This is a genomic window from Halomonas sp. M20, from assembly GCF_020622265.1.
Lineage (GTDB): Bacteria > Pseudomonadota > Gammaproteobacteria > Pseudomonadales > Halomonadaceae > Modicisalibacter.
The window spans coordinates 690399-716919 of sequence record NZ_JACNMQ010000001.1 but is presented as its reverse complement, the minus strand read 5'-3'; the positions used below and the strand labels follow the sequence as shown (position 1 = coordinate 716919).

Genomic DNA, 26521 nt, shown 5'->3' with positions numbered 1-26521 from the left:
TAGATCTCGAAACAGGTGCTAAATCTCTCAACCTTCAAGAAAGCGTTACGAACGCAACAGCTATGCTCACGGAACTTAGCCGAACAAGCGAACCCGCTGTCCTACCTCGAGGAACGTAGCCGAGCGATGCTCAGGCAAGGCGAACAGCGGCGAGGCAGCGGAGTTTACTTTAGTAAATGAGCATGCCGAGCCGATGTTCAACGCCGCATGAGCAAGCGCAGGCACGTTCGTTAGGACTGGGTGCCGCCGACTGTCAATTCATCTAACTTCAACGTCGGCTGGCCCACCCCCACCGGCACACCCTGGCCCTCCTTGCCGCAGACACCGATGCCGGTATCAAGAGCCATGTCGTGGCCGATCATCGACACCCGCCCCATCGCTTCCGGGCCGTTGCCGATCAAGGTAGCGCCCTTGACCGGCGCGGTGATGCGTCCATCTTCGATCATGTACGCTTCGCTCGCGGAGAACACGAACTTGCCGGAGGTGATGTCCACCTGGCCGCCGCCGAAGCTGACCGCGTACAGCCCACGCTTGACGCTCTTGATGATGTCTTCCGGATCATCCTGGCCCGCCAGCATGTAGGTATTGGTCATACGCGGCATCGGCATGTGGGCAAAGGATTCGCGTCGCGCATTACCCGTGGGTGCCATGTTCATCAGCCGTGCGTTCAGCTTGTCCTGCATGTAGCCCACCAGGATGCCGTCTTCGATCAAGGGCGTGTAAGCCCCCGGCGTACCCTCGTCGTCGATGGTCATCGAGCCACGACGATCCGCCAAGGTGGCGTCGTCCACCACGGTCACACCAGGAGAAGCCACTCGCTGTCCCATGCGTCCGGCGAAGGCGGAGCTCTGCTTGCGATTGAAGTCGCCTTCAAGACCATGTCCGACCGCTTCGTGTAGTAGAATGCCTGGCCAGCCGGAGCCCAGCACCACCGGCATCTGGCCGGCGGGAGCATCGAGCGCCTCGAGATTGACCAGCGCCTGACGCACCGCCTCCTTGGCAAAACGCTCGGCCACGTTCTCATCGCGCAGTCGTGACATGGCGTAGCGCCCGCCACCGCCGGCGCTACCCCGCTCACGCCGCCCGTTCTTGGCGGCAATCACACTAACGTTGAAGCGCACCAGCGGGCGAATGTCCGCGGCCAGGGTGCCGTCGCTTGCGCGAACCAGCACGACTTCATGCACTCCGGTAAGAGACGCCGTCACCTGAGAAACGGACGGATCCGCTTCTCGTGCAACACGATCCGCCTGCTTGAGTAGCGCAATCTTGTCTTCGGCGCTGAGCCCCGACAAGGGGTCGATGCCCGCATAGCGCAGCGGGGCGCCGCCGGCTTGAACCGGCTGGCTGGTTAGACGCGAGCCGCTACGTGCAATCCCCGAGGCCGTGCGTCCGGTATCCGCAAGAGCCCCCGCGGTGATCTGATTGGAATAAGCAAACCCGGTCTTTTCACCGGCCAGGGCGCGCACACCGACGCCCCCGTCGATGCTGTAGCTGGCATCCTTGACCTCGCCATCCTCGAGCACCCAGCTTTCATGCCAGCTGCGCTGGAAGTAGAGATCGGCGTAGTCGATACCCACCCCCATGGCATGATCCAGCCCGGTGTCGAGCGCCGCGGCATCAAGACCACCCGGGGTCAACAGTATGGCAGTGGCCTCGTCGAGAGGCGCTTTCGTCGATTGCGTCATTCGGCATTTTCCACGGTGATTCGCGGCGAGGCCCAGGGGCCTTGCACGCTGTAATAGATTCGCGTGACCTTGTCGATCCAGCCGCCGAATAGCTTGTCGGCCAGAAACAGGGCTCCACCAATGTAGGGAGCACCCACCAGCACCGCTGCTAAAGGCAGGTTTTGACTGATAGGAACGGTCACTCCTAGAGACAAATCCAACTGACGCTGCAGAAGATTTACGTTGCCATTGAGACTAAATTGGGTAGAGGGACCATCGATTTCAATGGGTCCACGGGTTTCCAGCCGTCCATCGTACAGCGTCGCACCGCCCTTCACACTGTTGAAAGCAGTGCCTTGCCCGGTCACGTCGGCAAAGTCCAGGCGTAGACGCCGCAACAGGTTGTTGATATTGAGCAGACCGATGAGCCTTGCCGAGGATGAGTCCAGCGTCAGGAAACTGCCATCGCTCAGGGTCGCATCGATGTTTCCTCGGGAGCGCTCCAGGGCAAACTGCCACGGGGCGCCTGGCCAAGCCAGACGTGTCTGCACGTCCGTATCGGTGCTACGCAGTGCGACCGGCTGGCCGAGAGACTCGAACAAGGTGCCTATGTCTCCTCCGCTCAAGGCAATCTTGGAACGCGTGAGGCTTGCCTGAGGCCCGGCGGCTTCCCAGGTGAACTCGCCATCGAGTTGCACTTGCCCGAACGTGGATCTCAGCGGAGCGACCTGCAGCCGCTGGGAGGATGCTTTCCAGTTCGCCGTCAAAGGGCCGAACTGACGCCCCTTGTACAAGACCCTATCGACACTAACCTTGCCATCGGGCACCTGGTTCAATGTTGTCGGAAAGGGCGCCGCCTCCGGCGCGGTCGCAATCTCGCTGGCCAACTCGGGGGGTGACTCGGATTCACTCTCGTCGATCAGACCATCCAGGGCCAGGCGGGACAGTACCAGCGACAGCGGCTGTGGCTGAGTCGGCAGAAAGTCTCCGCGGCCTTCCACCAGGCTGCCGCCCAAATCGAATTGCCAACCCTGCCCCCGTGGCCTGAACACTGCCTGCAACGAGCCGAGGCAGCGCTGTTCAAGGTGCAGACACTGGGTATCGAGACGCACGCTGTTCAACGCACTCATATCGGAGCCCTTGCCTGCCGACTCCTCACCCCCCTCTGCCGCTACGTTCAAGGAACCAAGACGCGCCAGCGCCTCCTGCCAAGGCTCGATATCGAGACGCGGCGTCTGCCAGGCCGCTTCCCAGCCGTTACCGTCAGGCCATCGAGGGACCGAGGGCCAGCGTTCGAGCCATATCTGCCCTTGCCCCGGACTCTGATTATCCTGGCCCTGCTGGCGCCAGCGCAGCCGTAGACGATCTGCGAGTTGCGCACTGAATCGACGCCCGGGAACCGACTCTATATGCAGGGGCACGCGTTCGGCAGCGGGCTTGCCGAAAGGCGCGGGCAAATGAATACTTAGCCCCTCGAGCCCGCTATTCAAGACGAACGTTGGCTGCTCGCTCTGCAGATCGATCTGAGCGGAATAAGGAAAGTAGCCGCTCAGGAGACCACTCAGTTCGCTCAAGCCACCCCATTCGAGCAAACCGGTCGCCAGGGCACGACCTTCCAGCGTGATGCCTTCGCCACCGACGTCAAAATTCGCCAGTACAGGGCCATCGAAGGCACGGGCACCAAGAGTGCCCGTCAGGAAATCCTCATCCTCTGCGTGGCGATAGCGCAAGTCGCCATTGACGCTACCAAGTACAAGATCTATATCCGGAAAGACCAGTTGCGGCGCATTCGCCGACGCCGTTATTTCCAGTGTCATTGCATCGGTATCGTCCATGGGGACCGCAAGGCTCAGCTGACCGTCCACCGCTCCGCTTGCCTGCCACCCGGTGAAGATTTCGGCGCCGTCAATCGGGCTAGCCCCCAGAAAATCAAACAGCGCCTGAATCGTGCCGCCAACCGGCCCTTGCACGCTCAATCGCTCGTTCTCAAGGGCGACCTGGGCATCTTCGGTAACCAGGCCATGGGTTTCGGCATGGGCAACCGTCGCCTGGAGACTGTCGTTGTGCAAGATCATTTCACCACTGACATTCTCGAGCGCTGGCCACTCCGGATCATAAGGCAGTCGCCCCTGCTCGACTTGTAATCCGAGGCGTAACTCACCGTCGAAGGGTGCGTCGTCGCTGTCAGGATCATCGCTTGAATCGCCGTCCAGGGTCTTTTTGAGATAGAAGCTGCCTTGCGGTACACGGCCGGCAATGCCTCCGGAAAGCCATTCCGACAGTTCCGGCGCGAGCACCTTGACCGGCAGCCACTGCATCAGGGGAGTGTCGATTGCATTCACGTCGCGCATATCGAGGTTCAGCTCGAGTTCCGGGGGCGCTTGACCGGGAGCGATGAAGCGAAACCCCCCTTCTACCTTGGCGTCACGCCAGGTCAGCGCAAGATTTTCGCCGCCAATGCTGAAGGTGCCGTCACCCAGTATCCAGTCGATTTTCCCCCGCGCTTTTGAAAGTTCCAGCGGCGCGGCAAACACCTCGGGGAAGGCCAGAGTCATGCCAGGTTGCTCGACGAAACGCACGCTGCCATGCCCGTTGTTTACGCTGACCCAGGCATCGAGAGGCCCAACTCCGGGCACGCCCTGCCAGGGAGATACTTCAGTGTCTTGCAAGGCCACTTGGGCGCGCCAGCCTCCCTTGTCCTGTTCCAGTGCCAACCCGGCCACATGGCCACGCGGTGAAAGCGTGGAGAGAACCTGGCCCAGCGATTCAGCAAGTGGCAGGCCTTGCAGCCAGGTCGTTACCGGACCAAGCTCGAAAGGCGCACTGCGCAGCTGCCAGGATGCATTGTTGCCCTGGGCATATAGCCGCTGAGGAAAGGGCGAGGACGCTTCCTGCTTCTCGGATTTGGGCAGAGCGTTGATCCAGGCCTGCCAATTGTCCTCCTTGCCGCGTAGCCACTGGGCTCTGGCAGCGAGGTTCTCGAGCACTAGCGGTTCGACTCTATTCTTCGGCATCTCAGGTTCAGAGGCTTCACTTTCAGGCGCGTTGCTTTCGAGCACCAGCCGACCGATGTCGAAACTGGCTCGGGCATCCTCCAGACGCCCCTCTTGCCAGCGCCCCCAAAGCGTTGCCCGACCATCGACCTGCTTCATGTAGATGTCTTCTTGCCCGGTCAGAACGGTGCCCAGACGCGACATCGCACCCAAGTCGGCACGGGCCTGCAAGATAGCGCTGGGTCTCGTCCAGTCGGTCTGGCCAGGCAGCAGTTCCAACACCGCTTGAATGGCGCTGGAGGATTCACCCTCGACGAATAGTGTACCTTCCACATGGGCACGCTTGGCGTCGCCGGTCATGAGCAAGCGAGGTGCCGTCAATGTCAGCGTGTCGCTGACGCCATGCAGCACCAGACGCAGGTCCTCTACCACCGCCTCTTGACGCAGCAGAGTGGCGACGGCGTCATCCAGACTCTCGATCTCGAAATCCGTCTCGAGGGCAAGTTCTTCGGGCAGCTCGGCTGGATCCGGCCATTTCCAGCGGCCTAGGGCATCCTGATACAGATGCAGCGTCGCCTTCTCGATGCGCGCCTCGTCGAGTATCGGATATCCAGCGCGTAAGGAAGCCAGGGTATCCAGACGCGCCCGGATATGCCGGATCTCCATCAGCGGCAACGATTTTGCCGGGCGGTGGGAGACCAGCTGCAGGTTGTCGATTGCAAGGAAAGGATCAAAACCATGAAAGCTACCCTGCAGGTCTCGAGTCTGCAGAGTGGCATTGAACTGCTTCGTGAGCTGCTCGTTCAACTCATCGCGCAGCACATCGATCTGGTTGATCGCCAGACGCAAACCGCTGAACAGCAAGGCCAGTACAACCAGCCCCAGAGCGATGAGGGTCAGCACCCAGCGCAAAGCGATGCGGTACGGGCTCATAGGACTACATCAGCACGATATCGTACTGCTCCTGAGAATAAGGGGTCTCGACTTGAAAACGAATGGTCTTGCCAATGAAGATTTCCAGATCCGCCACGGCGGAAGACTCCTCGTCGAGCAGGCGATCAACCACTGCCTGGGAGGCCAATACCATATAGGTGTCAGGGCTGTAAGCGCGCTCCTCCCGCATGATCTCGCGGAAAATTTCATAGCACACGGTTTCCGGTGTCTTCAGAGCGCCACGACCCTGACAGGTGGGGCAGGAATCGCACAGCACCTGTTCGAGGCTCTCCCGAGTGCGCTTGCGCGTCAGCTGTACCAACCCCAGTTCGGTGACACCGGTCAGCTTGTTCTTGGCATGATCACGCTCAAGGGATTTCTCGAGTACCCGCAACACCTGACGCTGATGCTCGAGATCCTCCATGTCGATGAAATCGATGATGATGATGCCGCCCAGATTGCGCAGCCTGAGCTGGCGGGCGATGGCGGTGGCAGCCTCGAGGTTGGTCTTGAAGATGGTCTCTTCGAGGTTGCGATGGCCGACGTAGCCGCCGGTGTTCACATCGATGGTGGTCATCGCCTCGGTGGGATCGATCACCAGATAGCCGCCGGACTTGAGTTGCACCTTGCGCCCCAGCGCCTTGAGTATCTCATCCTCGACGCTGAACAGATCGAAGATCGGCCGCTCGCCGGGATAGTACTCGATGCGCTCGGCCATGCCGGGCATGAACTCCTCGGCAAACTCCTTGAGCCGATGGAAGTTCTCTCGGGAGTCGATGCGTATCTTCTCGATATCGTCGCGCATCATATCCCGCAGGGTGCGAATGAACAGCGGCAGGTCGTCGTATATACAGCTGGGGGCCGGGGCGTCGATGCGACGTTCGCCGACCTTGCGCCACAGGCGCAGCAGATACTGCATGTCCGTGATCAGTTCGTCCCGACCAATGCCTTCGGCGGCGGTACGAATGATGAACCCTCCGGGCGCCTGGGAGTCGAGTTCGACTAGACACTCTTCCACCAGGGTGCGCAGGCGCTCACGCTCACCCTCATCTTCGATACGTTGAGACACCCCGGTATGAGAGGCGTCGGGCATGTAGACAAGATAACGGGAAGGCACCGAGAGATGAGTCGTGAGCCGCGCCCCCTTGGAGGCAATCGGGTCCTTGGTCACCTGAACTACCAGGGGCTGCCCTTCCTGCAGCAGTTGACTGATCGAGACCTGTTCGTCATTGGGCGTGTGAGGCGGCATGACCTCGTGAACATGAATGAACGCCGCTCGCTCCAGGCCGACATCGATGAACGCCGCCTGCATGCCTGGCAACACTCGGGCCACCTTGCCCTTGTAGATATTGCCGACGATGCCCCGGCGCCGGCTACGCTCGATGAAAGCTTCCTGCAGTACGCCGTTCTCGACCACCGCCACTCGAGTTTCCATCGGCGTCAAGTTGATCAGTACTTCACCACTCATGCATAGATCCTTGATCGCTGGGGCAAGACACAATTATGACATAGCCACAGCGCTTTAGAATGGTGAATCCAACGGGTTCTACACTGGCCAGCAAGAGACGTCCTGGCGCAGCAACAGCTGTGAGGTCTCGTAAAGCGGCAATCCAACCACCGCCGAATAGCTGCCCTCGAGATGTTCGACGAAGATGGCGGCGCGCCCCTGGATAGCATAGCCCCCGGCCTTGTCGATGGGCTCGCCGGTAGCCCAGTAGGCGTCGATCTCCTGGGTTGCAATGGTGCGCAGCGTCACTTGGGTGGTCACACACAGCGAAAGCAACCCTTGCGGGCCGCTAACCGCCACCGCGGTCATGACCTGATGACACCGCCCGGAAAGTCCCTCGAGCATTTGCCGGGCATGAGCTTGATCTATCGGCTTGCCTAGAATCTGGCCATTGAGCACCACCGCGGTATCCGAGCCCAAGGTCGGCAGCAGGGTATCCAAGGCACCGGCTTCTGCCTTGGCCCGGGCCAGACGCAGAACATACTCGATGGCGGGCTCACCCGGTTTCGGCGTTTCATCGATATTCACCGGCATTACTTCGGCGACAAGCCCGATCGAGGCCAGAAGCTCGCGCCGGCGTGGTGATGCGGAAGCCAGACGAAGCAAGACGGGCGCCTGCGCTGACATCAGAGCCCCCCGAGCTTGCGGCGCAGCGCCTGCAGCATGGTATACAACCAGGGCCACAGCACGGCGCCAATCAATGCCGAAAGTAAAAAGGCCAGATTGATGGAAAATGGCCCGAACATGGTGCGCAGCCACTGCTCGATCAGTTGCGCGATTCCCAACAGCACCAATATCAGTATCGACTGCTGTGCCAGGGAATAGGCGCGCATGCGCTGATGAACCAGCAAGGCGAGATAGGCCAGAAGCGACATCACTAGCGCGTTCTGACCCAGCGGAGAACCTTCGATCAGATCAAGCAGCAGCCCGAGTACGAAACCATGGAAGATACCCACCCGCCTGGGCGCTGCGATACACCAGTAGATCAACATCAGCCCCAGCCATTCAGGGCGCCAGACCAGCCAGGCATCCGGCAGCGGCATCACCTGTAGGCACAGTGCCAGAAGCAGGGTAAACCAGATCAGCAACAGCGCGGGTAGCGGCCTCTGGCTCATGGCGCCTCCCGGGGTTCAGCGATAGGCGCTGCATCAAGCAAGGGCTCACCGCCGCCAGCAAGAATGGCCGCGTCCAGCGCGTCCAAGGCAACTTCCACCGGCGGCGGCGGAAACAGCAGCAAGAAATGGCGCGAGCGCTCGGGCTGGGAAATGGGCCTGGCCGCCACATTGGCAAAAGGCTCGCCGGGATCGTGAACCACTTCGGTCACCCGTGCCACCGGATACCCTTCAGGAAAACGTTCGGCGAGACCAGACGTCACCAGAAGATCGCCTTCGCGGATATCCGCGGTATCGGGTACGTGCATCACCAGGAGCCGGTTATAGGCGCCGGTGCCCTGAACGATGAAACGTAAACCGTTGCGATTGATTTGAATCGGAACGGCATGGCTGGCATCCGCCAGCATCAGCACGCGACTGGTATAGGCGGAAACCGACATGACCTGCCCGATCAACCCCGAAGCATCCATGACCGGCTGCCCTTTATAGACACCATCGACTCCGCCGCGATCGATGACCATCTGATGGGTGAAGGGATCGGAATCCAACGACAACAGTTGGGCCGTCACATAAGGGATATCATCTCGCTGCGCCGCATCGAGCAGTTCACGCAGCCGTACATTTTCTGCCGCGAGACTTGCCATGCGCTGAACACGGCGAGAGAGCTTGAGGAGTTGTTCGCGTAATTGACGGTTTTCATCGATTAGCTGGCGCTGATCGGAAATCACCAAAGCCCCCCAGGACAAGGCATCGCTTGGGAGGCTCACCAGCCATTGCACCGGCGCCACGACGGTGGTCAGATGGGCGCGCAGATCCGCCATGCGCGGTACGCGCTGTTCGGCGAACATAAGGGCAAAGGCAACAATGGCGCACAGCAACATGCGATAACCCGATGCCGGGTCCTGCGAGAACAGCGGTTTGATAGACCTTCCTCCGCCGGCCGACGAACACGAGGCGCCAAAGCGTCCGTGTCCGCGGAAATCAGTCGCTGGATACCAGTTCGAAGGTGTCGCGATCGATCATTTCAAGAGCCTTGCCGCCACCGCGTGCAACGCAGGTCAGGGGGTCTTCGGCCACGATGACCGGCAAGCCGGTTTCCTCGGCGATCAATTTGTCGATATCCCGCAGCAGCGCCCCGCCCCCGGTCAGCACCAGGCCACGCTCGGCGATGTCCGAGGCAAGCTCCGGCGGCGACTGCTCCAGGGCACTCTTGATGGCGGAGACGATCGAAGCCAAGGGATCCTGCAGGGCGTCGAGAATTTCGTGAGAGTTGAGCGTGAAGCTGCGGGGAATGCCTTCGGCCAGGTTGCGACCGCGCACATCGATCTCGCGCAGTTCGCCCCCGGGATAGGCACAACCGATCTCTTCTTTGATACGCTCTGCGGTGGCCTCACCGATCAGGCTACCGTAATGGCGACGTACATAGGCAGTAATCGCTTCATCGAAACGGTCGCCCCCAATACGAATCGATTCCGAGTAGACTACGCCATTGAGAGAGATGATCGCGATCTCGGAGGTTCCGCCACCGATATCCACTACCATGGAGCCCTGGGCTTCTTCGACGGGCAAACCGGCGCCGATTGCGGCAGCCATCGGCTCCTCGATCAGAAAGACTTCTCTGGCCCCAGCGCCTTCGGCGGATTCCTTGATGGCACGGCGCTCCACTTGGGTCGACATGCAAGGCACGCAGACCAGTACCCGAGGGCTAGGCGTGAGAAAAGTGCTTTGGTGAACCTTGCGAATGAAATGCTGCAGCATCTGCTCGGTCACGGTGAAATCGGCAATGACGCCATCTTTCATGGGGCGGATTGCGGTAATATTGCCCGGTGTCCGGCCCAGCATACGCTTGGCGTCTATTCCGACAGCCGCGACGGAGCGTGTGCTACCGGATTGGCGAATGGCAACCACCGAGGGTTCGTCCAGGACGATACCGCGGCCGCGTACGTAAATCAGTGTATTGGCGGTTCCCAAATCGATCGATAAATCGCTGGAAAACAGCCCCCTTAAGCGTTTAAACATGAAAGTGTTTCACCTAGTAACCGAAGCCCCTGTGCTGGCGCAAACGTTATCATCGTGGGGGAGGCGCGGCAAGCAAGGAGTTATGATACCTTTTGCCTCTATTTCATTACATTGATCATCCTGCCTGTTTGAGCTCGATGATCATGAATTTTATGGGAAATCGATATGGCACTTGAACTCGACGACGTGCGTCGTGCGGCCCATCTCGCGCGTCTTGGCCTGAGTGACGAAGAGGCCGCAAGCTACGTGGATGACCTGAGTCGCATTCTGGAGATGGCGGATAGCCTGCAGGCCGTGGACACCGAACATGTCGCGCCGCTGTCACACTCGCTGGATACCACCCAGCATCTTCGCGTCGACGAAGTGACCGAACAGGATCAGCGGGAGCGTTTTCAGCGCTGTGCGCCCGCAGTGGAAGACGGCCTTTATCTCGTTCCCCGGGTAGTGGAGTAAGACGGGCAAGCCGTGCACGCTGAATACGCCAGCAGGATCACTCGAACATTCTCGCAACCTCGTCGACTGGCAGTACGTCATTTATAGCGCCAGGATACAGTGACAAGAGAGCCACTTATTACATGCATGACAAGACACTCACAGAACTTGCCGCAGGACTGACCACCGGCGATTTCTCAAGTCGTGAATTGACCGATCACTTCCTTGGTCGTATCGAGCGTCTGGATGGTGAAATCAACAGCTTCATCACCGTGACCCCAGAGCAGGCCCAGGCTAGCGCCGACGCCGCGGACGCCACCCGCCGTCAGGGCGATGCCGGCCCCTTGAACGGCCTGCCCCTGGCCTTGAAGGATCTGTTTTGTACTCAAGGCGTACGCACCAGCTGTGGCTCCCGCATGCTGGACAATTTCGTATCGCCCTATGATGCCACCCTGGTGGAAAGGCTGGCCGCCGCCGGCACCGTAAGCCTGGGCAAGACCAACATGGATGAGTTCGCCATGGGCTCTTCCAACGAGAACAGCTACTACGGCCCGGTGAAGAACCCCTGGGATCTTGCCGCCGTGCCCGGTGGAAGCTCTGGAGGCAGCGCCGCGGCGGTCGCCGCAGGGCTTACGCCTGCAGCACTCGGTACCGACACCGGGGGCTCGATCCGTCAACCTGCCGCCTTTTGTGGCATCACCGGTCTCAAACCCACCTATGGCCGGGTATCCCGCTATGGCATGGTGGCCTATGCCTCGAGCCTCGACCAAGGCGGCCCCATGGCGCGCAGCGCCGAGGACTGCGCGCTGCTGCTGGGCGCTATCGCGGGCCACGACCCACGGGATTCCACCAGCGTCACTCGTGGCGTGCCGGACTACCGGGCCGAGTTGAACGCCCCGCTGACGGGCCTTCGTATCGGGCTGCCCAAGGAGTATTTTGGCGAGGGGCTCGACCCTGAAGTGGAAGCAGCGGTACGCGAAGCCATCAAGGTATATGAGTCATTGGGGGCCAGCGTGCAGGCCATCAGCCTACCCCATACCAATCTAGCCATTCCCGCTTATTACGTGATTGCACCAGCGGAAGCGTCATCGAATCTGTCACGCTTTGATGGCGTACGCTTCGGTCACCGCTGCGAGAATCCTTCTGATCTCATCGATCTCTACAAGCGCAGCCGCGCGGAGGGGTTCGGCTCCGAAGTCAAGCGACGTATACTGATGGGAACTCACACCCTGTCCGAAGGCTTCTTCGACGCCTATTACAAGAAGGCACAGCAGGTGCGCCGGCTGATTCGCCAGGATTTCCTCGATGCCTTCGATGAAGTCGACGTGTTGATGGGGCCAGCCGCCCCGACCCCCGCTTTCGACCTGGGCGCCAACAAGGACCCGCTCTCGATGTACTTGCAGGATATCTACACCATCGCCACCAATCTCGCCGGCATTCCCGGCATCAGCGTGCCGGCAGGCTTCGTCGGCCAGCGTCCCACCGGCTTGCAGATCCTGGGCCCGCATTTCGCCGAATCGCAGCTGCTCAACGTGGCTCATCAATTCCAACAGGCCACGGACTGGCATCTCAAACGGCCCTCTTTTGGTGAGGAGAACAGCTGATGCAGTGGGAAACCGTGATTGGACTTGAAGTCCACGTTCAGCTTGCCACCCAGTCGAAAATCTTTTCCGGGGCTTCCACCGCGTTCGGCGCCGCCCCTAACACCCAGGCCTGCGCCGTGGATCTGGGCATGCCCGGCGTACTGCCGGTACTCAATGAAAGCGCCGTCGCCATGGCGGTGCAGTTCGGCCTGGGCATCAACGCCGAGATCCCGGAAGTCTCCATTTTCGATCGCAAGAACTATTTTTATGCGGACCTCCCCAAGGGCTATCAGACCAGCCAGATGTATCATCCGATCGTTGGCCCGGGGGAGGTCGAAATCGTGCTGGGCGACGACAAGACCAAGCGCATCCGGGTACATCACGCCCACCTGGAAGAAGATGCCGGCAAATCCCTGCATGAAGACTACCACGGCATGAGCGGCATCGACCTCAACCGTGCCGGCACCCCGCTGCTGGAGATCGTCTCCGAGCCGGACATGCGCTCCGCCACAGAGGCTGTCGCGTACCTGCGCGCCATTCATGCCATCGTGACCTATCTGGATGTTTCCGACGGCAACATGGCCGAGGGTTCGATGCGCTGCGACGTCAACGTCTCGGTGCGCCCGGAAGGTCAGGCGACCTTCGGCACCCGGGCCGAGATCAAGAACGTCAACTCGTTTCGCTTCGTCGAACGGGCCATCGCCTTCGAGGTCGAGCGCCAGATCGAATTGATCGAGGACGGCGGCCAGGTGGTGCAGGAAACCCGCCTGTACGACCCGGAGGCGGACGAGACCCGCAGCATGCGCACCAAGGAAGAAGCCAACGACTATCGCTATTTCCCCTGCCCGGACTTGTTGCCGGTGGTGCTGGACCGCGCCTACGTCGATCATCTGCGCAGCACCCTGCCGGAGCTGCCCGCGGAGAAGCGCGCACGCTTCGAGAACGAACTGGGGCTGTCCGCCTACGATGCCGGGGTGCTCTCCTCCAGCCGCCCCATGGCGGAGTATTTCGAAGCGGTCAAGGCGGTCTGCGGCGATGCGAAACTGGCGGCCAACTGGGTGCAGGGCGAACTCTCGGGGCAGCTCAACCGGGAAAACATGAGCATCGACGATAGCCCGGTGACGGCGCAGCAGCTTGGCGAGCTGGTGCTTCGCGTGAAGGATGAGACCATCAACGGCAAGGCGGCCAAGCAGGTATTCGCCGCGCTGTGGAATGGCGAAGGCGACAGTGCCGATGCCATCATCGAAGCCAAAGGGCTCAAGCAGGTCACGGACACCGGCGCCATCGAGGCCATGATCGATCAGGTGATTGCAGAAAGTCCGCCCCAGGTCGCTCAGTATCAGAACGCCGATCCGGACAAGCGGGGCAAGATGATCGGCTACTTCGTCGGCCAGGTGATGAAGGCCTCGCGAGGCACCGCCAACCCGCAGCAGGTCAATGTCCTGCTCAAGCAGAAACTCGACCAGATCTGAAACGATTTCCTGTGTTATACACCAGCCGGGAGTTGCCGCGGGCAGACCAAAGCGAAGGTCATTCGCCATGGCCGGAAAAAGCTCCATGCAATTCCGGCATTTCCGCCATCCATGGCGGTCAGATGGCAAATGTAGCGCCCAAGGAAGGGTTCACAGCGCCTTCGCGGCGGTCTGCCCTCGGGAACCAATGTTGTCACACAACGAATTTCAGGAGCCATACCAGGATGTCGGACAGTGTCGGTCCTCGCTTGCGCGCTCTGCGCACATTGCGAGGTGTTTCTCAGCGTGAACTGGCCAAGCGCTGCGGTGTTACGCATTCGAGCCTGTCGTTGATCGAGCAGGACAAGGTCAGCCCTTCGATCAGCTCACTGAAGAAGATCCTCGACGCCATTCCCATTAGCGTCGGGGACTTCTTTACCATGGAGTTGGAGAATACCGATCAAGTGTTCTATCGCCGCGATGAACTACCGAATATCGGTAGTGGCGACGTGATCTTTCATCTGGTCGGCGCCAACCGGGAGAATCGTGCCCTCTCCTTCATGATCGAGACCTACGCAGCGGGTGCGGATACCGGTCGTGAGATGATCGCCCATCGCGGTGAAGAAGCCGGTGCGGTACTGGAAGGCGAAATCGAGATCACCATCGGCGCCGATATCCGGATACTCGGACCGGGGGAAGCCTACTACTTCAACACCAATATACCGCACCGTTTTCGCAACCTCGGCGACATACCTTGTCGCTTGGTAAGTTGCTGCACACCGGCGAAGGATTTTTGAGTCAGATCCGTCGTCTTTTAATTTTGCCAATCAATGATTTGCAAGCTAGCCTTTAGAGGGAACATAGGCTGTTGTTGCAATGACGCTCTCTGTTGGCACCCTGCTGGCACCGATGATCAGCGGGTGTTTGAACCGCGCCAACGCCTTGCCCATCTCAGACGCCTGCCTATCGGACAGATAGGCTCGCATTTGCCAGGCCATTCCAAGGAAGGTTTTCATGCCACAGGATCCCCTGAACCCCATGCCGCTCACCAGTAAAGAAAGCGGTAACACCCACGAAATACTGCCGGATGTGCTGGGTTTGACCGTACAGATCGTCAACCTGTATATGGTAGGCGCACCCAATAATCCTGAAAACTGGGTGCTGGTAGACGCGGGCATGCCCGATACCGAGAAAGAGATTCTCGAGACCGTGCATCAACGCTTCGGCGACAATGCCAAACCCCGGGCCATTCTGCTCACCCATGGACACTTCGATCACGTGGGCGCGGTGGTGGAGCTTGCCGAACACTGGAAGGTGCCGGTCTATGCCCATCCGCTGGAAATGCCTTACCTAACCGGCGACAAGCACTACCCTGAAGGCGACGACAAGGTGGAAGGCGGTCTGGTGGCCAAGCTCTCGCGCTACTTCCCCACCCGCCCGGTGGATCTGCGCCCGTATATCCAGGCCTTGCCCGAGGATGGCCGCGTTCCCGGACTGCCGGACTGGCAGTGGCTCCATACCCCAGGCCACACGCCAGGGCACGTGTCATTCTTCCGCGAAGCGGATCGTGCATTAATCGCCGGCGATGCCTTCGTCACCGTGCGCCAGGACGAGCTTTACCAGGTGCTCACTCAGCGCAAGGAAATTAACGGGCCGCCGCGCTATTTCACTCCGGACTGGGACGCCGCCCGGGAGTCCGTACAGCGGCTGGCGGCGTTGAAGCCTCGCGTGGCCATGACCGGCCATGGTCTGGCTCTTGCGGAGGAGGAGTTGACTCCCGGGCTCGAGCACCTGGTCCAGCATTTCGACGAGGTAGCCCGGCCGAATCACGGCAAGAGTGTCGGTAATCGCTGACTCACTCCTTCAACGCCTCCTGCAGACTGAAGTAGGCGGGTTTGGGCTGATGATTGGCGTCGAAAATCAGCCCATTGCCGAAACCGTCCGTATCCCACCACTCCTGCAGGGAGGAGTAACGGTCGGTGAAACCCCAGGTCGAAAAGGCGGTGAAGGCCGGGTTATCCATGGCCAGTTCGAGTATAGAGCGGTAGTACTCCGCCTGCTGCTGCAAACGCTCTTGGGAGGCGTCATCCTGCAGGTTCACGTCCATTTCAGAGATACGCACCTCGAGGCCCAGATCGATGAAGCGCTGCACGTTGTCGTGAAATACAGAAGCCTCGACGGGCTGGTAATCATCCGTCATGTCCTCGTGCATCTGAAAGCCGATACCGTGCAGGGGCACGCCGCGCTCGAGCAGTGACTCCGCCAAGGCGTACATGGCGTCGGATTTGGGACTCGGATGCTCCAGCGCATAATCGTTGATGTAGAGCCTCGCCTCGGGATCGGCGCGATGCGCCTCACGCAAGGCAAAGGCAATGTAATCCTTACCCATTGTCTGATACCAGGGTGAGCCGATGCGCAAGGTGGCACCAAAGGGCTCGAAAGGCTCGTTCACCACATCCCAGGACTGAATGCGCCCCTTGTAACGCCCCACCACCGTGGCGATGTGTTCCGCGAGGATTTCACGAATGCGCACAGCGCCATGATCCTGTTCGGTTACCCAGCGCGGCAGCGCTTCCTTCCAGGCCAGAGTATGACCATGCACCGCCATGTCGTTGGCCTCGGCGAAATCGACGATGGCATCCGCATCGGCGAAGGCATAGCGATCCGGGCGCGGATGGATGAACTGGAATTTCATGGCGTTTTCTGGTGTCACCATGTTGAATTCCCGAGCTAGAATGCGCGCATACTTCTTGTCGCTGAGCAGTGGGATCGCGGCTACCGCAGTCCCGATATAAAGCTGGGGATGGTTCTTTCCGGCTAGGCGGCGCAAGGAAGCGGGGGCGGAACCGGGTTGCGCTTTCTCCCCGGCGCCGAACACCGGTATTTGATTGTCCGCAACGGTGGCCGTGGATCGCTTACTAAGCGCTCGTGCCTTCAGTGAGTGCAGCAGGTATTCGCTGCCCTCATCGGCGGAAGCTCCGAACCACAACACCCCCGAGTCGAACAATCCTGGTTCGTCGAGTAGCCCAACGGTCTCGCCATTGATCTGAATGCTGAGCCATTCGCCAATCCGGGCCAGGCCCAATTTGACTTCGTCGCTCGCTGAAGCCGGCAAGGGATAAGCATGACGCTCGGAATCGTCGATGCCATCTTGCAGCTCGACGATCAGACTGTCACCCTCCAACCCTAGAGTCACTGCACGCCCATCCTGACGCCACTCATCCTGGGTCAGAGGCAGTTTGCCGTAGATCGTCAGATAGGCACTATCATCCGGTGAAGATTCCAGACGCGATAGCTTGGCGGACAAAGCAAAATCCCCCTTTACTCGCAGTACCGCGCCGCGCAGATTGATGGGCGGGTTGGAAACCGGTGTCTGATCCTTCGCATCCTCCGTGGGCACGATGGCGCGCCCCAGCCCTTCGATGCGCACACCTTCATCAACTCTCTCGGCGCCCGCCAGATGCGTCCAGTCATAATCGAGTAGCGCGACACTGCCGCGACTGTTCATACAGCCGACACTCAATAACAGCACGGCACCAAGGGCCAATCCTTTACATCCACACCTCCGCCAGCGACCTCTTTTTTTCTCACGCGCCTTTATTCTCATGTTATCGCCCAACGGTAAAACCTTGAACGATACTAGCGTTTGAAACGCGATTGTGGTGCCTGAGTTCTTCCATTAAAAAGCCGGTCACGAACCCCTAAGGCTCATGACCGGCTAGAATGAAAAGGCTCAATCCTGCTCAGCAGTTTGCAACCCGGGATAGCCCCATTATCAGGTTGCCAGGGTCATCCACACGGTCTTGAGCTCGGAATACTCCTCCAGGGAGTGGTGCGACTTGTCGCGACCGTTGCCGGATTGCTTGACGCCACCGAAGGGCACCGTCTGGTCACCGCCGGCCCAGTTGTTGACGAACACCTGCCCCGAATGCAGCCACCGCGCGACACGCATGATGCGATCGATATCCTGGCTCCAGAACCCCGCCGCCAGGCCGTCATCGACTGGGACGTCCACCACGGCAACGGCACCCAGCAGGCATTTTGGGATCGCGATGACGTTCTGACGATATCCATCCATCACGATAACAACTACCCTCAGGACAGCGGTGGCCACGATGAACGCGGCGTTGATGCCGGCTTCGGCTATAACCTGAACATCCCTCTGCCTGCCGGCAGCGGTATCGGCGCCTATCGGGCCACGCTCCAGGAGGTAGTGATCCCAGCGCTTGAGCGCTATCGACCCGAACTGATCGTGGTGGCCTGCGGCTTCGATGCTAGCGCCATGGATCCGTTGGGCTGCATGCTACTCAACAGCCGCAGCTATGCTCAGATGACTCAGGCGCTGATGAAGGCCGCCGAGCGGCTCTGCGCTGGCCGTCTGGTCATGATCCATGAGGGGGGCTATTCAGAGGGCTATGTGCCCTTCTGTGGCCATGCCGTGATTCAGACCCTTTGTGGAAGCCAGATCGCCGCCGTCGACCCCATGAACGACGAGATCGCCCGCTGGGGGCAGCAATCGTTGCAGGATCACCAGAGCCCCTGGATCGACAAGGCGGCCGCATTGGTAAAATCGATTCGCTGAGTTAAGGTCAGGATTCTTCTGCCCGACCAGCAACTCTTGAATGAACGACCTACAACGTCCTGCCATCCCTCCTGCCAGCCTGACACCGGTCGCCAGGCTGGCAGGCCAAATTCGCTCGCCGGAATTCCTTGCCGGCCTGGGGCAAATGCTCGAAGCCTATTTCCCCAATATCAGCCATGCCGCCTTTCATTTTCCCGCCCACGGACGCCCTACGCTGCTCGAGCACAATCTGGATGACACGCTCTTCCGGCGAACGCTGGCACCCTATATTGACGGAATGTATCTGCTCGACCCGATGTTTCAGCACTGGGAGCAGCGACGTATTCCAGGCGTCTGGTCGTTGGATGAGTTGGCTCCCAGCGAATTCCGAGCCAGCGACTATTTCGCTACTTACTACCGCGAACTAGGACTGCATGACGAGGCCAGCGCCTTTTTCGCCTTGGGGAATACTGAGTGCTTGTCGCTCTCTTTCGGCTTCTATCGGCGCAACAGGACACTGGAGCCGGCCTATGTCCTCGCCATCTTGACGTATCTATTCCCATTGCTCGACGCCCTGATTCGCCAGTTCTGGCTCGCCAACAGCCTTCACCTATCGACCCAGGAGGAAGCCCCTTCCCTGTTGCAGGACTTCGGCAAGGACGTACTCAGCGAACGGGAGCGAGACGTCGCCTGGCTGATCCTTCGCGGTCACAGCTCACCGGAGATCGCCCAGGAGCTCGGCATCACTCAAGGCACCGTGAAGAACCATCGCAAGCGTCTTTATGCCCGGCTCAACATCAGCAGTCAGGCAGAGCTATTTCGGCAATTCATGCTGTTTCAGCAGCAGGGATAGCCGAGTCAGGCTGCTTCGATAATGTCATGGGGCAAACCTCACTCCTTCAACGCCTCCTGCAGACTGAAGTAGGCCGGTTTGGGCTGATGATTGGCGTCGAAAATCAGCCCATTGCCGAAGCCATCCGCCTCCCACCACTCCTGCAGCGATGAGTAGCGATCGGTGAAACCCCAGGTCGAGAAAGCGGTGAAGGCGGGAATATCCATGGCCAGTTCGAGTATGGAGCGGTAGTACTCCGCCTGCTGCTGCAAACGCTCCTGGGAGTCGTTATCCTGCAGGTTCACGTCCATTTCAGAGATACGCACCTCGAGGCCCAGATCGATGAAGCGCTGCACGTTGTCGCGAAATACCGATGCCTCGACGGGTTGGTAATCATCCGTCATGTCCTCGTGCATCTGAAAACCGATACCGTGCAGGGGCACGCCGCGCTCGAGCAGTGACTTAGCCAGCGCGTGCATGGCGTCGGACTTGGGACCCGGGTGCTCCAGCGCGTAATCGTTGATGTAGAGCCTGGCCTCGGGATCGGCCCGATGCGCCTCACGCAGGGCAAAGGCAATGTAATCCTTACCCATGGACTGATACCAGGGTGAACCGGTACGCAAGGTGGCGCCAAAAGGCTCGAAAGGCTCGTTCACCACGTCCCAGGATTGAACGCGCCCCTTGTAGCGCCCCACTACCTTAGCGATATGCTTTGCCAGAATATCCTTGAGCTGCTGGTCTGTATAATCCGACCCGGTTACCCAGCGCGGCAGGGCTTCCTTCCAGGCCAGGGTGTGACCGTGTATCGCCATGTCGTTAGCCTGGGCGAAATCGACGATGGCATCCGCGTCGGCAAAGGCGTAGCTATCCGGGCCGGGATGGATGAACTGGAATTTCATGGCGTTTTCCGGCGTCACCATGCTGAATTCCCGGGCCAGAATGCGCGCATACTTCTTGTCACTGAGCAGTGGAATCGCGGCTACCGCGGTACCGATGTAAAGTCGGGGGTGGTTTTTCTCGGCCAGATGACGCAAGGAGGTCGCCGCGGACACTTCCTCTTCGGCGCTCAACACCGGTATTTGATTATCCATGATGGTCACCTCGGAGCGCCTATCCAGCGGGCGCGCCGTCAGTGATTGAAGCAGGTATTCGCCGTCCTCACTGGCTGACGCCCCGAACCACAGCACGCCCGAGTCGAATAGCCCCGGATCGTCGATGAGCGCCACGGTCTCATCATTGATCCGAATACTGAACCGATCGCCGATACGCGCCAGACTCACGTCAGTCCCTTGACTCATCGCACTTGCCGGCAAGGGGTAGGCATGGCGTTCGTAATCGTCGATGCCGTTCTGCAGTTCGACGATCAGATCGTTGCCCTCCAGGCCCAAGGTCACCGCACGCCCGTCCTGGCGCCATTCGTCCTGGGTCAAGGGCAGTTCACCGTAGATCGTCAGGTAGGCGCTGTCATCCGGTGAAGATTCCAGGCGCGATAGCCTGGCGGATAAGGCAAAATCCCCTTTTACCCGCAGTACCGGGCCGCGCAGATTGATGGGCGGATTGGCAACCGGGGTCTGGTCGTCCGCATCGTCGGTGGGCACGATGGCGCGCCCCAGCCCTTCGATGCGCACACCCTCATCGACCATCTCGGCGCCAGCCAGATGCGTCCAATCTTTATCGAGCAGCTCGACCTTGTCATTGGCGTTCACGCAGCCGGTACCCAAGGCCACCAGGGCGATACAGGCCAATCCTTTCCATGCATGTCCCCACCAATAGCGTTTTTTCTCAAGCAAATTTACTCTCATAGCGTAATCCGTTGCCAGAACATGCGCCGATACTAGCCGCTGACAGGGCAACGCTGCGCATGACTTCCTCCATTAAAAAGCCTGCCTCCTGAGGACAGATAGGCAGATCGACAGAATCGAAAAAAATTCAAACCGGAAAACAAGAAACTGCCTATATCGCAGTCATCTGCCAGCAATGAACCTTATCTGTCATCTTAAGCAACGCCTTGGGTAGCCCTTTCGCCATTCTTACTGGCGAAAGGGCTAACTCCCAGCCAGGCATCGATTGTGCGTTTCAAGCCGGGTTCACCGATCAACTGCACATTACCCCGGTCGATTTCATCAGCAAGGGTCACGAATCCCATCCAGATGGCCGTCATGCTTCTTAGCTCGGCAACGACTCGCAAATCCACCTCGAAACCAGGATCGCCATAGCATAGATCGACCTCGCCCTGCGCTTCGACCACTAGCCACCAACGCTGCTTCGCGCGAGGCAGGTCACGGTACACAAACTGAACCACGCTACGTCGCTTCGGTAACGGCCGAGGGTCAAGATTGCGGCGCATATCCCACATTAATAAGGATGGGTCAAGATTGGCTAGCGACGCCGAGCTTTCTACCCACTGGTGCCCCCACACGCCCAGTGCAATGACGATGGGCCGCAGCGCTTCTCCGGCTTCCGTCAGCAAGTAGCAGTTGTCGCCTTTATCGGTTACTGCACGTCGGATCACACCCTTGCTTTCGAGTTCGCGGAGGCGATCGGTGAGCAGCGCCGGTGAAATGCGTGGCAGGCCTTTACGCAGCTCACCGTAGCGATGACTTCCGCTTAGAAGTTCACGCAGGATCAGCGTCGTCCAACGCTTGCAGACCAGCTCCGAGGCCATGGCCACAGGGCAGAACTGACCATAACCGGCATGCGATATCGAACTCATGGAGCCTCCCGGGAACACCGCTTGCACTTCAGATACTGATGTTGACCGCTCCCGATAACGGATCAAAATCAAAGTATGGACCGGAATCCACACCAATGCACAGCGGCCTCTGGGTCTGGAACCACCATATACACCAGCGACGATCCCTTCGCAGCGAAGTCACTGGCTCATACCATTTGAACAAGTCGGGTAAAACAATGAACACCATCCTCTATCGTACGATGGACGGCATGACAAATCCCCTCACCGCCGCCAGCATCGAAGCGTTTTCCAATACACTACGTGGGACAGTAATGACACCTGGCGACGGTGATTACGATAGTGCACGCGCACTGTGGAACGGCATGATCGATCGCCATCCGGCGATAATTGCTCGTTGCACCGGGAGCCTTGATGTTCGCCACGCCATCAACTTCGCGCGCGAAAATCGCATGCTGCTGAGCGTACGCGGCGGCGGCCACCATATTGCCGGCAATGCTGCCGCGGAGGGTGGCCTTATGATCGACCTGTCTCGGATGCGTTCGGTACATGTCGATCCGGCCAGCCGCACGGCCCGGGTTGATCCTGGTGCTCTGCTCGGGCAGGTCGACCATGAAACCCAGGGCTTTGGCCTGGCGACACCGCTTGGCATCAACTCCACCACTGGCATTGCCGGGCTTTGCCTGGGCGGTGGCTTCGGCTGGCTGACCCGCAAGCATGGCCTGACCGCCGACAATCTGCTTTCGGCGGACATCGTCACCGCCGATGGCGAACTGCACCGGGTCTCCGCCAGCCAGGAGCCCGACCTGTTCTGGGCCATTAGCGGCGGCGGCGGTAACTTCGGCGTCGTGACATCATTCGAGTTGCAACTACACCCTGTCGGTCCCGAAGTGTATTCCGGGCTGGTCGTCTACCCCTTCGATGAGGCCGGCGCGGTACTGCGCGCCTGGCGCGATTTCACACTGAACGCGCCGGACGAACTCAGCGTCTGGGCCATCTTGCGCAAGGCTCCACCATTACCGTTCTTGCCGGAATCGATACATGGTAAGGATGTCGTCGTGTTGGCAGTGGTCTATGCCGGCGATATGGCAGAAGGTGAACGCACAGCCAGACCGCTACTGAATTTTGGGACTCCCGTCGGTCAAATGCTGACCCCACACTCCTACACGGCCTTTCAGGCCGCCTTCGACCCTCTGCTCACCGCCGGCGCACGTAACTACTGGAAATCCCACAATGTCAGCCGGCTCGGCGACGAGGCGCTGGACATCATGATCGAAGCGGCAGCACGTAACCCCGGGCCCGAGTGCGAAATATTCATTGCGCAACTGGGCGGAGCCATGGCTCGCGTTGGTATCACGGAGACAGCCTATACCGGCCGCGATGCGCAGTACGTGATGAACGTCCATGCTCGCTGGCAGGACGCCGCCGATGACACGGTCTGTCGCGAATGGGCCCGACATACCTTCAATGACATGGTTCCTCACGCCACCGGTGGCGGTTATGTGAACTTCCTCACCGAAGACGAAGGAGAGCGCGTTAGTGCTGCCTACGGTGTCAACTATCCCAGGTTGCAGATGCTTAAACGGCGTTACGATCCGGATAACCTGTTTCGTATGAACCTCAACATTGTCCCGGGTATCGAGGAGGCTGTTGCCTGAACCTCGCAGGATGTTGAAGTTCAGGCGATATTACTGCATGGAGCTAGCGAGAAAAGCCGGTCTCCGTCATTCACGGCAACCGGCTTTTTATATGTGAGCGGCGCGTCGAACAACTGACCTATCTGCCGCTATTCGACGCGTCACTCTCCAAGGCGATCGACTAAGGCGCGAGCGACATCCACACCGTCTTGAGTTCGGAGTATTCCTCCAGGGAGTGGTGAGACTTGTCGCGGCCGTTGCCGGACTGCTTGACGCCGCCGAAGGGCACCGTCTGATCGCCACCGGCCCAGTTGTTGACGAACACCTGGCCTGAGTGCAGCCGCCGCGCGACACGCATGATACGATCCACGTCCTGGCTCCAGAACCCCGCCGCCAGGCCGTAGTCGCTGTCGTTGGCCAGGCGCACGGCCTCTTCTTCGCTGTCGAAGCCGAACACCGCCAGCACCGGGCCGAAGATCTCCTCCCGGCCGATGGTCATCTGATCCGTCACGCCATCGAACACCGTGGGCGCGACGAACAGGCCTCCGTCGATCGGGCTCACCGCGTCACCGCCGGTACGCAGGTGAGCGCCCTCTTCCACGCCCTGGCGAATATAATCCAGAATGCGCTTGTGCTGAATCTTGTCGACGATCGCGCCCATGAAGCTATCCGGGCTCAAGGGATCGCCGGGCTGCATGTTTTCCGTGTGGGCCAACACTCGCTCGACGAACTCCTCACGGATCGAATTTTCGACCAGCAATCGCGAACCAGCAATGCACACCTCGCCCTGATTATGGAAGATCGCCGCAGCGGCGTTGCTGGCCGCTGCATCGAGGTCCTTGCAATCGGCAAAAACGATATTGGGGCTCTTGCCACCGCACTCCAGATAGACGCGCTTGAGATTCGACTGCCCCGCGTACTGCATCAGCTGCTTGCCGACGCCGGTGGAGCCGGTGAAGGAGAGGCAATCAACGTCCATGGAGAGCGCCAGGGCCTTGCCGGCGGTATGACCGAAGCCGGACAGCACCTGGAACACGCCCTCCGGGAAACCGGCCTCCTGAACCAGTTGTGCCAGGCGCAGCGCCGACAGCGGCGACTTCTCGGAAGGTTTCAATATGACGCTGTTGCCGGCGGCTAACGCCGGGCCGATCTTCCAGGCGGTCATCATCAGCGGAAAGTTCCAGGGCACAATAGAAGCCACCACCCCCAAGGGTTCGCGCAGAATCAGCCCCAGGGCATCCTCACCGGTGGGGGCCACCTCGCCATAGATCTTGTCGATGGATTCAGCGTTGTAGCGAATACAGCCGATGGCGCCGGCCATATCCCCCAGGGAGCTGCCCACCGGCTTGCCCATGTCCAGGGTATCGAGCAGGGCCAGTTCGTTCTTGTGCTGCTCCATGAGATCCGCCAGGCGCAGCATTACCTGCTTGCGCTTGCCCGGCGCAATGCGTGACCAGTCGCCGCGCTCGAAAGCCTTGCGAGCATGACCCACCGCCGTTTCGACATCCGCCTTATCGCAACTGGCGATACTGGCCAGGGTCTCGCCGGTGGCAGGATTGATCGTCTCGAACGACTCGCCGCTGGCCGCCTCGCTGAAAGCGTTGCCAATAAAGGCTCGAGTCTCGAAACGCAGATCGCCGGCAAGGCGCTGCCAGTCCGCATGACTCATCTGTGTACTCATGCACTCACCCCTTTAGCCATGTGTTTTTCCAATCGCCGAGCGGTTTCATCCAGCGCTCGACGCGCCAGAGTAACAAGCTCGTCGATCTGTTCACGAGTAATGACCAAGGGCGGCGAGATGACCATGGCATCGCCCACGGAGCGCATGACCAGTCCGTTCTCGAAGCAGATATCGCGACACAGATTGCCGGCGCTCAGGGACTTGTCGAAGCGCGCGCCGCTTTCCTTGTCCGCCACCAGTTCCAGGGCACCGATCAGCCCCAGGCTACGGGTCTCGCCGACGATGGGATGATCCGAAAGCTCCGCCCAACGCTTGGCCAGATAAGGCCCGAGATCGTCCCGCACCTTGTCGACGACGCCTTCTGCTTCCATCAATTCGATGTTCTTCAAGGCCACGGCAGCACATACCGGGTGCCCGGAATAGGTGAAACCGTGGAAGAACTCGCCGCCTTCATTGATGAGCGTTTCGGCAACGCGATCTCCTACCATCACCGCGCCAATGGGCAGATAGCCCGAAGAGAGCCCCTTGGCGATGGGCATCAGATCCGGCTTGAGACCGTAATGCTGGCTGCCGAACCACTCGCCCAGACGGCCAAAGCCGCAGATGACCTCATCCGCCACCAGCAGAATGTCGTACTTGGCGAGCACTTCCTTGACCGCCGGCCAGTAGCTCTCTGGAGGGACGATCGCACCGCCGGCGCCTTGCACAGGCTCGGCAATGAAGGCCGCCACGTTGTCCTCGCCCAGGGCCAGGATCTTGTCTTCGATGGCCTGAGCGCAAAGACGACCGAACTCCTCGGGTGAATGATCGCGCCCTTCGCCGAACCGCCCTTCAGCAAACCAATAGGGCTGGCGCACGTGCTCGATACCCGGCACCAAGGGGCCGGTCTGCTCGTGCATCGGCGCCATGCCGCCCAGGCTCAAGCCCGCCACGGTGGAGCCGTGATAAGCATTCTCCCGGGAGATGACGATGTGCTTTTCCGGCTTGCCCTTGATCGTCCAATAGCGCCGCACCATGCGCAGCACCGTGTCATTGGCTTCGGAGCCGGAGCCGGTGAAGAACACGCGATTGATGTGGGAAGGCGCCAGCTGGCACAGCTTCTCCGCCAGCTTGACCGCCGGCGGATGAGTGGTCTTGAAGAAATTGTTGTAGAACGGCAGCTCGCGCATCTGCTGAGTCGCCGCCTCCACCAGCTCCTCACGCCCATAGCCCATATTCACGCACCACAGGCCCGCCATGCCATCGAGGATGCGGTTTCCTTCACTGTCGTGAATATAAACGCCCTCGGCATGGGTAATGATACGGCTGCCTTCTTCTCCCAACGCCTTGAAATCGGTGAAGGGATGCATGTGGTGGGCGCTGTCCAGACGCTGCAGCTCAGCGGTGGTCTGATGGGTCATGATGGGCTCCTGGAGAGTTGAACG

21 protein-coding genes and 1 pseudogene are annotated in these 26521 nt (G+C 59.9%); 8 read left to right on the top strand and 14 right to left on the bottom strand.

What is annotated here, in order from left to right:
- Positions 1-230: 230 nt before the first annotated feature.
- The 7 genes from tldD to H7850_RS03300 form a co-directional block, all read right to left on the bottom strand.
- Complete coding sequence (gene tldD, locus H7850_RS03330; RefSeq protein ID WP_227367962.1) at positions 231-1685, bottom strand: metalloprotease TldD; 1455 nt, start codon at positions 1683-1685, stop codon at positions 231-233.
- The gene (locus H7850_RS03325; RefSeq protein WP_227367961.1) at positions 1682-5590 is read right to left on the bottom strand and encodes a YhdP family protein; all 3909 of its coding nucleotides are present in this window, start codon (positions 5588-5590) and stop codon (positions 1682-1684) included. The genes tldD and H7850_RS03325 overlap by 4 nt, the downstream gene beginning before the upstream one ends.
- Positions 5591-5594: 4 nt before the next feature.
- Positions 5595-7058: a ribonuclease G gene (gene rng, locus H7850_RS03320; protein WP_227367960.1), complete on the bottom strand. Its 1464-nt coding sequence runs from the start codon at positions 7056-7058 to the stop codon at positions 5595-5597.
- A gap of 78 nt (positions 7059-7136) precedes the next feature.
- Positions 7137-7724: a Maf family protein gene (locus H7850_RS03315; protein WP_227367959.1), complete on the bottom strand. Its 588-nt coding sequence runs from the start codon at positions 7722-7724 to the stop codon at positions 7137-7139.
- The gene (gene mreD, locus H7850_RS03310; protein WP_227367958.1) at positions 7724-8212 is read right to left on the bottom strand and encodes a rod shape-determining protein MreD; all 489 of its coding nucleotides are present in this window, start codon (positions 8210-8212) and stop codon (positions 7724-7726) included. The genes H7850_RS03315 and mreD overlap by 1 nt, the downstream gene beginning before the upstream one ends.
- Positions 8209-9132, bottom strand: a complete 924-nt coding sequence (gene mreC / locus H7850_RS03305; protein WP_319799267.1) for a rod shape-determining protein MreC — start codon at positions 9130-9132, stop codon at positions 8209-8211. The genes mreD and mreC overlap by 4 nt, the downstream gene beginning before the upstream one ends.
- 58 nt (positions 9133-9190) lie before the next feature.
- Positions 9191-10228: a rod shape-determining protein gene (locus tag H7850_RS03300; RefSeq protein WP_227367957.1), complete on the bottom strand. Its 1038-nt coding sequence runs from the start codon at positions 10226-10228 to the stop codon at positions 9191-9193.
- 165 nt (positions 10229-10393) lie between these two features.
- Here H7850_RS03300 and gatC point away from each other — a divergent pair, with 165 nt between their 5' ends.
- From gatC to H7850_RS03280, 4 genes are all read left to right on the top strand, one after another.
- Positions 10394-10681 (top strand): Asp-tRNA(Asn)/Glu-tRNA(Gln) amidotransferase subunit GatC, encoded by a 288-nt coding sequence (gene gatC, locus H7850_RS03295; protein ID WP_227367956.1) that lies wholly within the window; start codon positions 10394-10396, stop codon positions 10679-10681.
- Positions 10682-10803: 122 nt separating this feature from the next.
- Positions 10804-12264 carry an Asp-tRNA(Asn)/Glu-tRNA(Gln) amidotransferase subunit GatA gene (gatA, locus tag H7850_RS03290; RefSeq protein WP_227367955.1) on the top strand — a complete coding sequence of 487 codons (1461 nt, stop codon included), beginning with the start codon at positions 10804-10806 and terminating at the stop codon, positions 12262-12264.
- Positions 12264-13715, top strand: a complete 1452-nt coding sequence (gatB, locus tag H7850_RS03285) for an Asp-tRNA(Asn)/Glu-tRNA(Gln) amidotransferase subunit GatB (protein ID WP_227367954.1) — start codon at positions 12264-12266, stop codon at positions 13713-13715. The genes gatA and gatB overlap by 1 nt, the downstream gene beginning before the upstream one ends.
- Positions 13716-13939: 224 nt before the next feature.
- Entirely contained in the window at positions 13940-14491 is a 552-nt protein-coding gene (locus H7850_RS03280; protein ID WP_227367953.1) for a cupin domain-containing protein, read from the top strand.
- A gap of 45 nt (positions 14492-14536) precedes the next feature.
- Here H7850_RS03280 and H7850_RS03275 read toward each other — a convergent pair whose 3' ends face one another.
- The gene (locus H7850_RS03275) at positions 14537-14710 is read right to left on the bottom strand and encodes a hypothetical protein (RefSeq protein WP_227367952.1); all 174 of its coding nucleotides are present in this window, start codon (positions 14708-14710) and stop codon (positions 14537-14539) included.
- Here H7850_RS03275 and H7850_RS03270 point away from each other — a divergent pair.
- On the top strand, positions 14709-15548 hold the full coding sequence (locus tag H7850_RS03270) for an MBL fold metallo-hydrolase (RefSeq protein WP_227367951.1): 840 nt from the start codon (positions 14709-14711) through the stop codon (positions 15546-15548). The genes H7850_RS03275 and H7850_RS03270 overlap by 2 nt on opposite strands.
- A gap of 1 nt (position 15549) precedes the next feature.
- Here the strand turns inward: H7850_RS03270 and H7850_RS03265 are convergent, their stop codons facing one another.
- Positions 15550-17241: an endo-1,4-beta-xylanase gene (locus H7850_RS03265; protein WP_227367950.1), complete on the bottom strand. Its 1692-nt coding sequence runs from the start codon at positions 17239-17241 to the stop codon at positions 15550-15552.
- A 228-nt stretch (positions 17242-17469) separates the two neighbouring features.
- Positions 17470-17694 (bottom strand): annotated as a pseudogene (locus H7850_RS03260) (aldehyde dehydrogenase family protein); the annotation flags it as partial.
- On the opposite strand from H7850_RS03260, the gene H7850_RS03255 reads away from it, so the two are divergent.
- Together H7850_RS03255 and H7850_RS03250 are read left to right on the top strand one after the other, a co-directional pair.
- Positions 17623-18276, top strand: coding sequence for a hypothetical protein (locus tag H7850_RS03255; protein WP_319799259.1), 654 nt, complete (start codon positions 17623-17625; stop codon positions 18274-18276). The pseudogene H7850_RS03260 and the gene H7850_RS03255 overlap by 72 nt on opposite strands.
- A 40-nt stretch (positions 18277-18316) precedes the next feature.
- Positions 18317-19108, top strand: a complete 792-nt coding sequence (locus H7850_RS03250) for a helix-turn-helix transcriptional regulator (protein WP_227367949.1) — start codon at positions 18317-18319, stop codon at positions 19106-19108.
- A gap of 38 nt (positions 19109-19146) precedes the next feature.
- Here H7850_RS03250 and H7850_RS03245 read toward each other — a convergent pair whose 3' ends face one another.
- Both H7850_RS03245 and H7850_RS03240 read right to left on the bottom strand, forming a co-directional pair.
- Positions 19147-20889 carry an endo-1,4-beta-xylanase gene (locus H7850_RS03245; protein ID WP_227367948.1) on the bottom strand — a complete coding sequence of 581 codons (1743 nt, stop codon included), beginning with the start codon at positions 20887-20889 and terminating at the stop codon, positions 19147-19149.
- A gap of 194 nt (positions 20890-21083) precedes the next feature.
- On the bottom strand, positions 21084-21800 hold the full coding sequence (locus H7850_RS03240; RefSeq protein ID WP_227367947.1) for a winged helix-turn-helix transcriptional regulator: 717 nt from the start codon (positions 21798-21800) through the stop codon (positions 21084-21086).
- 230 nt (positions 21801-22030) lie between these two features.
- On the opposite strand from H7850_RS03240, the gene H7850_RS03235 reads away from it, so the two are divergent.
- Positions 22031-23437, top strand: a complete 1407-nt coding sequence (locus H7850_RS03235; protein WP_227367946.1) for an FAD-binding oxidoreductase — start codon at positions 22031-22033, stop codon at positions 23435-23437.
- 160 nt (positions 23438-23597) lie between these two features.
- Here the strand turns inward: H7850_RS03235 and H7850_RS03230 are convergent, their stop codons facing one another.
- A complete protein-coding gene (locus H7850_RS03230) occupies positions 23598-25097 on the bottom strand; it encodes an aldehyde dehydrogenase (protein ID WP_227367945.1) in 1500 nt (499 codons plus the stop codon).
- A complete protein-coding gene (locus tag H7850_RS03225) occupies positions 25094-26497 on the bottom strand; it encodes an aspartate aminotransferase family protein (protein ID WP_227367944.1) in 1404 nt (467 codons plus the stop codon). Before H7850_RS03225 ends, H7850_RS03230 begins: the two co-directional genes overlap by 4 nt.
- Positions 26498-26521: the final 24 nt, after the last annotated feature.